Annotated in this window: 12 protein-coding genes; 7 read left to right on the top strand and 5 right to left on the bottom strand. The window is 63.8% G+C overall.

Translation table 11 applies throughout. The features are described 5' to 3' along the window. Positions 1-22: 22 nt before the first annotated feature. The 3 genes from QYE47_RS20650 to QYE47_RS20640 are packed head-to-tail and all read right to left on the bottom strand — an operon-like array spanning position 23 to position 3037. Positions 23-742, bottom strand: a complete 720-nt coding sequence (locus tag QYE47_RS20650; RefSeq protein ID WP_070384400.1) for a cobalt-precorrin-6A reductase — start codon at positions 740-742, stop codon at positions 23-25. After that, positions 739-1833 (bottom strand): cobalt-precorrin-5B (C(1))-methyltransferase, encoded by a 1095-nt coding sequence (locus tag QYE47_RS20645; protein ID WP_019437005.1) that lies wholly within the window; start codon positions 1831-1833, stop codon positions 739-741. Before QYE47_RS20645 ends, QYE47_RS20650 begins: the two co-directional genes overlap by 4 nt. Then, positions 1826-3037 (bottom strand): bifunctional cobalt-precorrin-7 (C(5))-methyltransferase/cobalt-precorrin-6B (C(15))-methyltransferase, encoded by a 1212-nt coding sequence (locus QYE47_RS20640; protein ID WP_014592553.1) that lies wholly within the window; start codon positions 3035-3037, stop codon positions 1826-1828. The genes QYE47_RS20645 and QYE47_RS20640 overlap by 8 nt, the downstream gene beginning before the upstream one ends. A gap of 243 nt (positions 3038-3280) precedes the next feature. Here QYE47_RS20640 and cobG point away from each other — a divergent pair, with 243 nt between their 5' ends. From cobG to QYE47_RS20605, 7 genes are all read left to right on the top strand, one after another. Continuing rightward, positions 3281-4612, top strand: a complete 1332-nt coding sequence (gene cobG, locus QYE47_RS20635) for a precorrin-3B synthase (protein ID WP_172830942.1) — start codon at positions 3281-3283, stop codon at positions 4610-4612. After that, entirely contained in the window at positions 4605-5231 is a 627-nt protein-coding gene (locus QYE47_RS20630) for a precorrin-8X methylmutase (protein ID WP_014592551.1), read from the top strand. The genes cobG and QYE47_RS20630 overlap by 8 nt, the downstream gene beginning before the upstream one ends. After that, the gene (locus QYE47_RS20625) at positions 5231-5962 is read left to right on the top strand and encodes a precorrin-2 C(20)-methyltransferase (RefSeq protein WP_026031823.1); all 732 of its coding nucleotides are present in this window, start codon (positions 5231-5233) and stop codon (positions 5960-5962) included. The genes QYE47_RS20630 and QYE47_RS20625 overlap by 1 nt, the downstream gene beginning before the upstream one ends. Then, on the top strand, positions 5950-7647 hold the full coding sequence (cobJ, locus tag QYE47_RS20620; RefSeq protein WP_014592549.1) for a precorrin-3B C(17)-methyltransferase: 1698 nt from the start codon (positions 5950-5952) through the stop codon (positions 7645-7647). Before QYE47_RS20625 ends, cobJ begins: the two co-directional genes overlap by 13 nt. An 82-nt stretch (positions 7648-7729) precedes the next feature. Further along, on the top strand, positions 7730-8449 hold the full coding sequence (locus QYE47_RS20615) for a hypothetical protein (protein ID WP_172830941.1): 720 nt from the start codon (positions 7730-7732) through the stop codon (positions 8447-8449). Between the two features lie 51 nt (positions 8450-8500). Then, a complete protein-coding gene (locus QYE47_RS20610; protein WP_070384398.1) occupies positions 8501-9190 on the top strand; it encodes a hypothetical protein in 690 nt (229 codons plus the stop codon). Further along, positions 9183-9839: a hypothetical protein gene (locus QYE47_RS20605; protein ID WP_014592546.1), complete on the top strand. Its 657-nt coding sequence runs from the start codon at positions 9183-9185 to the stop codon at positions 9837-9839. The genes QYE47_RS20610 and QYE47_RS20605 overlap by 8 nt, the downstream gene beginning before the upstream one ends. A gap of 40 nt (positions 9840-9879) precedes the next feature. On the opposite strand, the gene QYE47_RS20600 is transcribed toward QYE47_RS20605, so the two are convergent. Next, positions 9880-10476, bottom strand: coding sequence for a MarC family protein (locus QYE47_RS20600; RefSeq protein WP_014592545.1), 597 nt, complete (start codon positions 10474-10476; stop codon positions 9880-9882). 75 nt (positions 10477-10551) lie between these two features. Continuing rightward, positions 10552-13323, bottom strand: a complete 2772-nt coding sequence (locus tag QYE47_RS20595; protein ID WP_070384397.1) for a hybrid sensor histidine kinase/response regulator — start codon at positions 13321-13323, stop codon at positions 10552-10554. Positions 13324-13383: the final 60 nt, after the last annotated feature.

Genomic DNA, 13383 nt, shown 5'->3' with positions numbered 1-13383 from the left:
TTGTGTCGGGAAAGGGCAGCGCCTAGAGGGCGAGCGCTGTTGCCAGGTCCACCAGTGAGTCGAATGTCCGGTCCACCTCCGGTAGTGTCGGACGTTTCAGGACGAGCACCGGCACGCCAAGCTCCCGCGCCACTTCCAGCTTCGGCTCGGTCGCCACACTGCCGCTGTTCTTGCTGATCAACACATCGATGTGGCGGCGCTGGAACAACGCCCGCTCATCCTCGATATGGAACGGCCCACGTGCGCCAATCACTTCACAGCGCTTGTTGCCAGGGCACGCCTCCAGCGCACGCAAGGTCCAGAACTGCTCTGGCGGAATCTCGTCCAGGTGCTGCAGCGGCTCGCGTCCTAGCGTGAACAGTGGCCTGCGGAACGGCTTCAGTGTTTCGATCAACCCTGCCCAATCCTCGACTTCTCGCCAGTCGTCCCCCGCTTGCGCCTGCCAGGCGGGGCGGCGCAAGGCCCAGCACGGGATGCCGGCGTTGCGTGCGGCGCTGGCGGCATTGCGGCTGATTTGCGCGGCATAGGGATGGGTGGCGTCGATCAGCAGGGTGATGCCCGCTTCGCGCAGGTAGCGGGTCAGGCCCTCGACACCGCCATAGCCCCCGACCCGCACCTGGCATTCCAAGCCCTGCGGCACGCGGCCGATACCGGCCAGGCTGTAGACATGTCGAGGCCCGAGCCGGCGGGCGATAGCCAGGGCTTCAGTGACACCCCCCAGCAACAGGATGCGCGCAGTCATTGCACACCCGCCTGGCCGACGATGCCGCCTTGGCGGTCGATGGCGAACACTTCCACGTGCACCTGCGCCGGCACGACGCTACGGGCGAAGGCCAGGGCGTGGGCACACACCGCGTCACCCAGGGCAATGCCGGCCGCATGAGCCAGGGCGAGCGCTTGCTGGCTGGTGTTGGCGCTGCTGATGGCAGCCTGCAACGCCTCGTCAGCGCCAATGTCTGCGGCCCAACCTGCCAGTTGCGGCAAGTCGATGCTGGAGTGACGGCTGTGCAGGTCCATGTGCCCGGCGGCCAGTTTGCTGATCTTGCCGAAGCCGCCGCACAGGGTCAGGCGCGGCACCGGTACCTTGCGCAGGTGCTTGAGCACCGCGCCGACGAAATCGCCCATTTCGATCAGGGCGATTTCCGGCAGACCGTAGACGCGGCGCATGGTGTCTTCGCTGGCATTGCCGGTGCACGCGGCTATGTGCGTGTAGCCATTGGTGTGGGCCACGTCGATGCCTTGGTGGATCGAGGCAATGTAGGCCGCGCAGGAGAACGGCCGCACGATGCCGCTGGTGCCGAGGATCGACAGCCCACCGAGAATGCCCAGACGCGGGTTCATGGTTTTCAGGGCCAGTTGCTCACCACCTTGCACATTGACCGTGACCTCGAAGCCGCCAAGGTAGCCGCACGCGTCGGCAAGGTGTTGCAGGTGTTCACTGATCATGCGCCGAGGCACCGGGTTGATGGCCGGTTCACCCACCGCCAGCACCAGCCCCGGCCGGGTCACCGTGCCCACGCCGCTGCCGGCGACAAAACCAATGCCAGGTTCTGCCAGCAGGCGCACCTGGCTATAGAGCAGGGCCCCGTGGGTCACGTCCGGGTCGTCACCCGCATCCTTAAGGGTGCCGGCCTCGGCGCACTCGCCGATCAGGCGGCAGAATTCCAGGCGCATCTGCACAACCTTGCCTTTGGGCAGGGTGATGTCCACTGCATCATCACGCTGCCCGGTGAGCAGCAGCTTGGCCGCTGCCAGGCTGGTGGCGGTGGCGCAGCTGCCGGTGGTAAGGCCGCTGCGCAGAGGCGCGGGCTGTTCGCGGGTTTCTTCACGCATCGGCGGGTTTCAGCACTTCCAGAAGGGTGATCGGCAGCGCCTGGCGCCAGGTGTCGAACGCACCCAAGGGCTGGGCATGAGCGACATGGATACGGGTCAGCTCACCACCGTGCTGTTCGCGAAAGTGCGCCAGGGTCAGTTCGCTTTGCAGGGTGACGGCGTTGGCCACCAGGCGGCCGCCGGGGCGCAGGCTTGCCCAGCACAGGTCCAGTACACCTGTGCGGGTAACGCCGCCTCCGATGAAGATCGCATCCGGTTGTTCCAGGCCTTGCAGCGCCGCTGGCGCTTGGCCGCGAACCAGTTGCAGGCCGGGTACACCCAGTGCATCGCGGTTATGCTCGATCAAACCCTGGCGACCTTCGTCGGCCTCGATGGCCAGGGCACGGCATGACGGATGGGCGCGCATCCATTCGATGCCGATCGAGCCGCAACCCGCGCCCACATCCCACAACAGTTCGCCAGGCTGCGGTGCCAGGCGCGCCAGAGTGATGGCGCGGACATCACGCTTGGTCAACTGGCCATCGTGCCGGAATGCGGCGTCCGGCAACCCGGCCAGCCGGTGCTGGCGGGGGGCATCCGGTGTAGCCAGGCATTCGATGGCGACCAGGTTGAGCGCCGCGATACCGGTGTGCGGCCAGTCTTGGGCGGTGCCGGCCAGTGCACGTTCGTCCACGCCCCCCAAGTGCTCGAACACCTGCAGGCGGCTTGGGCCGAAGCCGTGCTCGCGCAGCTGCGCGGCAATTGCCGCCGGGCTGTCGCCATCGTTGCTCAGCACCAGCAGGCGCATGCCGCTGTACAAGTGGGCATTGAGCGCCGCCAGGGGGCGGGCCACCAGCGACACCACCTGCAGGTCCTGCAGCGGCCAGCCCAGGCGGGCAGCGGCCAGGGCGCTGGAAGAGGGCATCGACAGCACGCGCATTTCTGCAGCAGGCACCTGGCGCGCCAGGCTGGCGCCGACGCCGTAGAACATAGGGTCACCGCTGGCCAGTACGCACACCGGCTCGCCGCGCAGGTTCAACACCGGGGCCAACGAGAACGGGCTGGGCCAGGCCAGCTGTTCAGCGGTCACGCAACGTGGCAGCAAGGCCAGCTGGCGCGGGCTGCCGAAGACCCGCCCAGCGCCCAGCAGGGCGCGCCGGGCCTGTTTGCCCAGGCCGCTGAAGCCGTCTTCGCCGATGCCTACTACTGTCAGCCAGGGTGTCATGTATTTCGATCCGCCATTTTTGGGGCCGCTTCGCGCCCCTTCGCGGGCAAGCCCGCTCCTACAGATACCGGGCAGCCTGTGCAGCCTGCAGTGATCCTGTGGAAGCGGGCGAGCCCGCGAAGAAGGCGACGCGGTCCTGAATTTCTACTTAATCGCCGAGGATGCTCGACCACCGGCTTTTCATGCCACCGGACAAAGCAGGCATAATACCGCGCCTTCTACACTCAAGCGCACTTTCACAGATTGCCGGACACCCCATTGACCCAGGCCGAAGCCCCCACTGTCATCCCTCGTCCCTCGGCCTGCCCGGGGTTGTGGCGTATCGTCAGTGCCCGTGATGGCGGCATCTGCCGTATCAAGCTGCCGGGTGGCCTGCTGCTGGCCGAGCAGGCCGAAGCCGTGGCGGCGGCGGCCGAGCGCTTTGCTGGCGGCGTGATCGAGGCCACCAACCGTGGCAACCTGCAGATTCGCGGCATTGGCAGCGAGCATCGCGCTTTGGTCGAGGCACTGCTCGCAGCTGGCCTGGGACCACGCGATGCCGCGGGTGACGATGTGCGTAACGTGATGCTCAGCCCGCTGGCCGGGCATGACCCGCTCATGCTGCTGGACGCCAGGCCGCTGGCCGGGCAGATCCTCGACCTGTTGGAAGGCACCCCGCGCTTTCACCAGCTGTCGGCCAAGTTCGCTGTGCAGCTGGATGCAGGCGAGCGCCTGGCGATGCTCGAGCACCCTCATGACCTGTGGCTGTCGCCCCTGCACCTGGACCAGCAGACCTGGCTGGCGTTTGGCCTGGCAGGTTGCCCGGCAGAGGGCCAGGCGCTCGGTGCGGTGCCGCTGGCGCAGGGCCTGATGCTGGTGCGCGCCGTCCTGGAGCACTTCCTCGATCTGGCATCCCCCACGCACACGCGCATGCGCCAGCTGCTTGAGGTGTACCCGACAGCCGATTTTGTCGCTGGGCTCGGCCTGGATATCCGCCGCGATGCTGCCGTGCTCACCTGGCGGCGTGAACCGCACCGCGCCTCGTGGTTGGGCAGATTGCCCCAGGCGCAGGGTATTGCCCTTGGCGCTGCCCCGCCGCAAGGCCGCCTGACCCCCGCGATGCTGCGTGGCGCCGCACGTATTGCCCGTGAACTGGGCGATGCCAGCATGCGCCTTAGCCCTTGGCAAAGCCTGGTGCTGACCAACCTGCAAGCGCAGCACATCGATCAGGCCCTGGCCGAACTGTCTGCGTTGGGGTTGCTGTGCCACGACCATGAACCCCTGGCGCGTATCAGCGCCTGCACCGGTGCCAGCGGCTGCGCCAAGGCCCTTGCCGAGACCAAGGCTGACGCCGTTGTCCTGGCCGCGTTGTTGGGCCCTGGCGTGCCTGCCAGCGTGCACCTGTCCGGCTGCCCCCGTTCCTGCGCCGTGGCCCATGTTGCCCCGGCCACCTTGCTGGCCCGTTCGCCGGGCCGTTACGACCTGTACCTGCGTGATGCGCGCCAGCCGGGTTTCGGTGCCCTGCGCGCCACCGACCTTACCTTGAATGAAGCAGGCGCCATGCTCGACCTGCCGACGGAGCACCTTGATGATTGACTACATCCGCGATGGTCAGGAGATCTATCGCAATTCCTTCCGGATCATCCGCGAGGAAGCTCGACTCGAGCGGATCCCCGCAGACCTCGAAAAGCTCGCTGTGCGCGTGATCCACGCCTGTGGCATGGTCGATGCCATCAATGGCCTGCAGTTCTCCGAAGGTGCCGGCCGGGCCGGGCGCGAGGCGCTGCTTAACGGCGCGCCGATCCTGTGCGATGCGCACATGGTGGCCGAAGGCATCACCCGGGCCCGCCTGCCAGCCGACAACAAAGTCATCTGCACCCTGCGCGACCCAAGCGTGCCGGGCCTGGCCAAAGATGCCGGCAACACACGTTCGGCCGTAGCCCTGGAGCTGTGGCGCCCGCACCTGGAAGGCAGCGTGGTGGTAATCGGCAATGCCCCTACCGCGCTGTTCTATCTGCTGGAAATGCTCGACGCCGGTGCGCCCAAGCCGGCGCTGATCCTCGGTTTCCCGGTCGGTTTCGTCGGGGCTGCCGAGTCCAAGGCCATGCTCGCCGCCGACAGCCGTGGCGTGCCGTTCGTGATCATGCAAGGCCGCCTGGGCGGTAGCGCGATGGCCGCCGCGGCGGTCAACGCCCTGGCCACGGAGGTGGAATGATGGCCCCGCGCGGACGACTGCTTGGCCTGGGCGTGGGCCCTGGCGATCCTGAACTGATTACCCTCAAGGCCCTGCGCCTGTTGCGTGAGGCACCGGTGGTCGGCTACTTCGTGGCCAAGGGCAAGCGTGGCAATGCCTTCGGCATTATCGAGGCGCACCTGCAGCCCGAGCAGACCTTGCTGCCGCTGGTCTACCCGGTCACCACCGAAGTGCTGCCGGCGCCGCTGTCCTATGAGCAAGTGATCAGCGACTTCTACGACGAGGCCAGCGTACAGGTGGCCGAGCACCTGGATGCCGGCCGCGACGTGGCGGTGATTTGCGAAGGCGACCCGTTCTTCTATGGCTCCTACATGTACTTGCATGACCGCCTGGCGCAGCGCTACGAGGCAGAAGTGATCCCCGGTGTCTGCTCCATGCTCGGTGGCGCTTCGGTGCTGGGGGCACCGCTGGTGTACCGTAACCAGAGCCTGTCGGTGTTGTCCGGCGTGTTGCCCGCTGAAGAGCTCAAGCGCCGTCTGGCCGACGCCGATGCAGCGGTGATCATGAAACTTGGGCGCAACTTCCCCAAGGTGCGCGAAGTGCTGGCCGACCTGGGCCTGGATGGGCGTGCGCTGTATGTGGAACGGGCGACCATGGCCAACCAGAAGATCGTGCCGCTGGACCAGGTCGACCCGCAGTCGTCACCCTACTTCTCGCTGATCATCGTGCCGGGGGAAAAATGGCAGGGCTGAACATGCACAGGGCACCGGCCATCGTCATTCTCGGCCCGGGCAGCCTGGCGACGGCGCAGCGTATCCAGGCCTGTTATCCACAGGCCACGATCCATGGCCTCGAGGGGCGTGTCGAGGGTGCGGACCAGTCGTACGCGTCGTTCGGCGATACCCTGCGCGGGTTGTACCAGCAAGACACGCCGATCATTGCGTTGTGCGCCGCGGGTATCGTCATCCGCAGCCTGGCCAGCCTGCTCAGCGAGAAGGGCAGCGAGCCGCCGGTACTGGCCGTGGCCGAGGATGGTAGTGCGGTAGTGCCGTTGCTCGGAGGCCTCGGCGGGGTGAACGTGATGGCACGCGAAATCGCTGACGCGCTGGGCGTTTCCGCCGCCATCACTACCAGTGGCGAGTTGCGCTTCGGGACTTGCCTGCTGAACCCGCCGCAGGGCTATGCATTGGCCGACATCGAGCAAGGCAAGCGCTTTGTATCCGACCTGTTGGCGGGTGAGTCTGTGCGCATCGAAGGTAACGCCCCGTGGTTGCAGCTGGCGCAGTTGCCCGCCAGCGAAGCGGCGCAGCGCACCATCCATGTGGGGCATCAGGCGCGCCCGGCCAACCGCGACGAGCTGCTGATCCACCCGCGCCTGGTGGTCGTGGGCGTTGCAGGTGGCAATCTGCACAGTATTCGCGCAGCACTGCAGCAGGCCGGCATTGCCGAGCCCTCGGTAGCCTGCGTGCTGGCCGACGAGCGAACCATGGCCGACAGCGCGTTGCAAGAAGCTGCGCAGGCCCTGGGTGTCCCCTTGCGCTTCGCTACCCGCTCTGGCGATGTGGCCAGCATGGTCGCTGCGGCGGTGCCCGATGCCGAGTTGATAGCGCTTGAAGAGGTCGTGGTCGCGGTGGCGCCTGCCCCGGTCGACGTAGCGCAGGTCGGCCGCCGTCGCGGTCGCCTGGCGGTCATCGGCCTTGGCCCAGGTGCGGCGGAGCTGATGGTGCCGGCGGTCAAGGCCGAACTGGCGCAGGCCGAAGATGTGCTCGGTTACGAAACTTACGTGCGCATGGCTGGCCCGTTCCGCAGCGACCAGGTGCTGCACTGCACCGACAACCGCGAAGAGATGCAGCGTGCCAGACATGCCTTCGAACTGGCGGCCCAAGGCCGTTCGGTGGTGGTGGTCTCTTCGGGTGACCCGGGCGTTTTCGCCATGGCTGCTGCGGTGCTCGAAGCATTGCACGAATCCAGCGACCCCACCTGGCATCGCGTTGACCTGCAGATCTTGCCGGGGGTTTCAGCCTCGCTGGCAACCGCCGCCCAGGCAGGTGCACCGCTGGGGCATGACTTCTGCGTGATGTCGCTGTCGGACAACCTCAAGCCCTGGTCGATCATTGAAAAACGCCTGGACCTGGCTGCCCAGGCCGACCTGGTGCTGGCCTTTTACAACCCGATCTCCAAGGCCAGGCCACACCAGCTCGGTGTGGCCCTGGAGGTTGTGCGTCGACACCGTGACGGGAATACGCCTGTAGTCCTAGGCCGTGACATCGGTAGGCCGGGGCAGACGCTGAAGGTAGTCACCTTGGCCGAACTGCTGCCAGAAATGGTCGACATGCGCACCATGGTGCTGGTTGGATCTTCCACTACCTGCACTTTCGACCGCGCAGCTGGCGGGGTTTGGGTGTATACCCCGCGCTGGTATGGCGCAAAGCCGTAAGCGGCGGTAGCGCGGGCAGATGAGGAACTGCTTCGTGGCAGATTGAGGTAAAGGTCGTAGGTAGGTTTGCGGCTGGAGCTATTTGGCTCCGACCGTACCCTTCCTGGAGACCTTTCCCATGACGACCGATAAAGAGAAGCTGCAGCTTCAGGTTCTGCCGGACAAGAATCTGTTCGTGTTCCCCGACCTGATGGGTGAGCAAAACCGCGATGCTGCAAAGGCTTGTCATGCCCTGGCAACGCAAGGTGCCAACAAGCAGCATGACCCTATCCGTGAAACGCAACTCTGGTTCAAACACTACATCTACCTGATGTCCAAGATGGGCTGGGCGCCGACCAATGTCGATGTACAGCAGGTCACTGAACGCAATATGCGCCTTGAGATCAGCAACTTGCTGGGCAAGGGCCTGCAGGCGGCATATGGCGTTTTCACTGGTGATGTGGCAACCGCCCTGGACAATCTCGGCAAAACGGTTGTTTCAGCCTTGGCCGCCAGCACCAAAAACGTCGAGTTGCTCGACCGCAGGTCGGTTGAAGATGACCGAACCGGGCTGAGCCTTACCAAGTGCGAGCAGACGGACGGCGGCCAAGTGGCGATGCTGGTCAGTGCGATCCAAACCGACGCCAAGCCTGACAAGGCTGCCAACTATCTGCTGTTCAAGTGGGAAAGCAACGGTACTTCCAACTTTGCTTGTGGTGCGGTGTTGAATTTCGATAAGCGCCAATACGACAAAGTTCGCGCCATTGTAGAAACCAAACTTGACGACAATGCCCTGCAGGTCCTGCTGGCACTGGAACTCTGACCATGAAGTTGGCCTGTCGACACGGCGTCGACGGGCTTGGAGGGCATACTGATGCAAGCCAATTACACTTTGTGGTTGAACGGCAATAGCCTGGTATTGATCGACAACAACGTCAGTGCTTCACGAGCAGAAGCACTGTTGGATGTTCAGCTGGCAGCCTACCTGACCGCTAACAAGGGGCACGCCATTCAGGACGCTGATTGGCACAAGGACTATCTGCGAATTCAGGGTAACTTCGGCTGCACTGTCGCGACCTTGCATTCCGGCGCCGTGCCTGCTGCAACCGCAGTGGCCTGTGAACCGTGGAGCATGCTGCGGGCCAAGCTCTTGGCAGGTGTGCCCAGCGCCCTGCAGGGGCCCGTAGCCAGATGCCTCGACGCCTACTCCGCCCAACCAGACGGTGCCATGGAACAGTTGTTATGGGCGGAATGTGTTCGGCCCCCGGACGATGAAGGCGTGAGCCATGTGCGTATGGAGTTGCGCCTGATACTGGCCGATTCAGGCGTCATCAGTACCGAGTTGGGCTTTAGCACAGCAGAGCATCTGGCGATGGATTGGCTGTGGCAGCCGCTGAATCTTTCAAGTGCCCATGCCACTCAGCAGTTCGATGCCAATTATTTCACCCATGAAAAAGTGATCAGTTCGATAAGTCCGGGCTTGCATGATGCTATCAAGGTCAAGCAATTGCAGTACCGCAGCCAGGTCAAACTTGCCACAACATCAGGAGTCGAAAATGAGTGAGTTCAATCAAGGTGTCGCCAGTGGCAAACTCGTCCACAGCAGCCTGCTGTCATTCTTGCCAGGTGTTAGCCGCGAAGCCCGTGACGACATCCTGTTGGCCAATGCGTTTGCCCAGCAAGTAGCCTGGGGGGACTTTAACGAAGGCCTGGAGCCGGACTGGTTCAGGAACTACTGGCGTAACCTTGCGTTTCTGGGCTTTGATGGCAAGCTCGCGCCCACTGCGACTCGACCGGGGCCCGACAGGGCCAGCCTTGCCGAGCAGGCGCTTGCCCAGGTTCGCCAGAAAGGCTCCGCCGGTCATTATCAATCTGCCCAGTCGTCGCTTCAGGCGCTGCGCAATGACAGCCAGGCACTGACCGCGTTTGAATCCAGGGCAGTCTCCAAAGCGGTCGGGCGCTTTCAGTTGCTGCCATGCTCACAGCAGTCGAGCGGCTTCATCGACATGGTGTTGGTCCACATGGAAATGTCGATGAAAAAGACCTCCAGGGACTTCCTGTTCATGCAGTTGAACAGTGAAGTAAAAATCCTGGACATGCGTGTCGAAGTGATCCACTTCAACTTGCAGGGGTTCCGCGAAGACTACCGCAAGCGGGCCCAGGCCAGTGTCGACAAGCAAAATGGCAAGGCTATCCTTGAGCTGCAGTTGTAGGCCTGCGGCCTACCGATCTGGACAGCTTAGGCTCTGCCCTCTAGGGCAGCAGGTAACCGCGAATCCCGGTAAAGATGATCTGTGCTGCCAGGGCGCAGACGAATAGGCCCATCAGGCGGCTGACGATTTGCAAACCCTGGTCACCGAGCAGGCGCTCGATACCGTGCGATAGATACAGCACCAGCCCTACGGTGAAGCTGGCCAGGGCAATGCTGACGATGGCCAGCAGTTTTTCATCCCAGTGTGGCTGGCTCACCCCCATCACCAACAGGGCACCGATGGTACCGGGGCCAACGGTCAGCGGAATGGTCAGCGGGACGATGGTCACATCCTGCTGCACGTTGTCGGCTTGTACCGCCGGCTTGCCCTGGGCCATGCCCAGGGCCGAAATGAACAGCACGCTGCCGGCACCGATGCGGAAGGCATCGGCGGTGATGCCGAATATTCCGAAGATCGCGCGCCCGAACAGGTAGAGCATCACGCTGGCGACCAAGGCTGCGAACGCGACCTTCCAGGCCAGTTGCTTGCGCTCCTTGCTGGAGTGGCCGCGGGTCAGGCTGATGAAACACGACAGCACGAAGAACGGGCTGTAGAGCACGAGCATTTTCAGGTAGACGCTGAACAACTCATGGAGCATGAGCAGTGTTCCTTGGGTTTATGCCGGCGCGGCCTTGTGTCGCGAGGCCGCTCCTGCAAGAGCATTGGATATCGGTCAGGACGTATGTGCCGGGTCCACCTTGGCTTCCCGGTGATTGGCCCAGTATTGAATCAGCTCACGCAACTGCGACAACTCCACCGGCTTGGCCATGTGTCCGTCCATGCCTGCCAGCCGCGCGCGCTCCTTGTGTTCGGCGAGTATGTGCGCTGTCAGTGCCACCACCGGCGTGCGCTGGCGCTGGTTTTCAGCTTCCCAGGCCCGCAACTGCTGGGTGGCCGAGAAACCGTCCAGTATCGGCATCTCGCAGTCCATCAACACCAGGTCATAATGCTGCGTTTTCATTGCCTGCAAGGCCTCTTCGCCATTGCAGGCGGTATCGGGCTTGAGGTTGAGCTTGCCGAGCATGCTGCGGATCACCTTGGTCGAGATGCTGTTGTCTTCGGCGACCAGCACGCGGAAGTCGCCAGGCAGGTCCAGCGCCTGCGGGATGCCAGGCAGGCTGGCAGGCATCGCCTGTTCGCGGCCGCGCTGGGCCAGCTCCTCGGCCAGGGTGGTCTTCAATGTATAACCAGCCACCGGCTTGGCCAGTATTCGCTTGACCCCGGCGTTGCGCGCGATGACTTTGCTCGGTGCATTGCTGATGCCGGTGAGCATCACCACCAGGATGTCGTGGTTCAGGCTCGGGTCTTCCTTGATCTTGGCGGCCAGCTGCATGCCGGTCATGCCGGGCATGTTCTGGTCCAGCAGCACCGCGTCGAAGTAGTCGCGCAGGTGTGCCTTGGTGCGCAAAAGGGCCAGAGCCTCCTTGCCGGACGGCACCGCGCTGACGTTCATGCCCCAGGCGCTGCACTGCTGTACAAGCACCTTGCGGCACGTATCGTTGTCGTCGACCACCAGCACGCGGGCATCGCGCAGCGGGCTGTCGAGGTCCGCCGGTGGCTGTTCCAGGCGTGAAGGGTCCAGCGGCAAGGTCAGCCACAAGGTGTTGCCCATGCCGGTGCTGCTCTTGATGCCGAACTCGCCCTGCATCAGACCGATCAGCTGTTTGGCGATGACCAGCCCCAGGTGGCCGCCCAGCTTGTTGCTTGAAAGGAAGTGGTGGCTGTGCAGCTCGGCCTGCAGCAAGGCTTCACGGTCGGCGGCGGGCAACGGCTCGCCGCTGTCCTGCACGGCGATACGCAGGCGTGGCACCTCGCCGCGTTGATCAAGCGCAACCACCAGCAGGATCTCGCCCTGGTCGGTGTTTTTCAGGGCGTTTTCCAGCAGGCTCGACAAGGCCTGGCGCAGGCGCGTCGGGTCTCCGCTGATGACCCGCGGTACTTGTGGCTGGGTGAAGCTGATCAGCTCGATGTTCTGTTGCTCGGCCTTGGCGCGGAAGATGTTCAGGCAATCTTCGATCAGCGCGTTAAGGTCGAACTGCACATCATCCAGCTCGATCTGCCGGGATTCCAGCTTGGAAATGTCCAGAATTTCGTTGATCAGCGTCAGCAGCTCGTTGCCCGCGCTGTGGATGGTCTGCACATAATCTCGTTGCTTCACCGACAGCGGTGTGCCCAGCAGCAGTTCAGTCATGCCGAGCACGCCGTTCATCGGGGTGCGGATTTCGTGGCTGATCTTGGCCAGGAACTCGGCTTTGGCGTTGATTTCTGCATCGCTGGCGGCCAGCGCACGGCTGGCGCTGAAGCGCTCCTCGCTTATGCGCCGCAGCCGTTCACTGACCGCCAGGTTGAGCAGCAGGCCACTGACCACGGTCAGGCCCAGCAGGATACACAGCAGCCAGGGTGTCGAGGTGCGTGTCAGGCCCAGCAGGGCTGGCAGCAGTACCAGGCCTCCGAGGTTGAACACCACCATGGCCAGGCTGAACAGGCGTCCGGGCGCATAACCCTTGTACCAGTGGTAGCTGCTGACCAGCAGCATGCTCACGCTGCCCAGCGCCATCAGGGTGTAGGTCATCAGGTTCAGTGGCAGGGTATCGATGAACAGCAGCACCAGCCCACTGAGCCCGACAATCAGCATCTCACCTTGCAGCAGGCGGTTAAGCCGGGGCGAATTGCACGGCGAAAAGAAATGTTGGGTGAAATACAACCCGGACAGGCCGGCCAGGACCAGCGTCAGATAGGCGGCAGGCGTTTGCGCACTGTGCCACACATGCCACCAAGGGCCGCTGAGGTTCAGCAGGATCAGGCCGCTGAGCAGCATCAGGCCGTGGTACAGCGCCAGGATCAGGGTGGTGCTGGAGCGGGTGTAGAGGAAGCGGATCAGGTTGTGCATGATCAGCATGATCAGGCCGCCGAACAGCATGCCGAACAGCAGCGGCTGGTGTTGGTCAGAGGCTGCCTCGGCCGCAGGCTCAAGGCTGATGGCCGGACGCAGCTGGTGCTCTGAGACCAGGCGCAGGTAGATGTCCAGCGGTTGCCTGCTGTTGGGCAGGGGCAATACATGGTCGCTGCCTCGCAGGGTCGGGCTGGCATTGCCGGCCTGGTGCCCGTGGTGCAGCTGACGCAGAAGTTGTTCGCCTTCGAGGGCGTAGAGGTCCAGGCCAGAAAGGTCCGGGGCAAATACCCGCAGCAGTTGCTCCTGGTCACCTGGTGCCAGACGATAGTGCAGCCACAAGGCCTGTCCAGCCGGGGCAGCATCAAGGTCGGCGAGAGGCAGTGGGCTGAACTGGTTGCGATAGCGCTCGGAGCGCACATCGCTCAGTTGCAGGTTGGCCTGTTCGTCGAGCAGAACGGTCCAGCCACCGTCATGTTCGGCCGCAGCCGGAAACATGCAGAGCAGGGTCAGCAAGCTGACGATCAGAGCTGAGGCAATCCGAAGCCGACGCACTACGAAATCCCTTCTTGGCCGATGTGCCGGGTACTCACTATGCGCGGCGCGCCAAGTCGA

Source organism: Pseudomonas sp. 2,4-D, assembly GCF_030418155.1.
Classification (GTDB): domain Bacteria; phylum Pseudomonadota; class Gammaproteobacteria; order Pseudomonadales; family Pseudomonadaceae; genus Aquipseudomonas; species Aquipseudomonas alloputida.
Note: the sequence above shows the minus strand (reverse complement) of the source record. Positions and strands in the feature narration are given on the sequence as shown.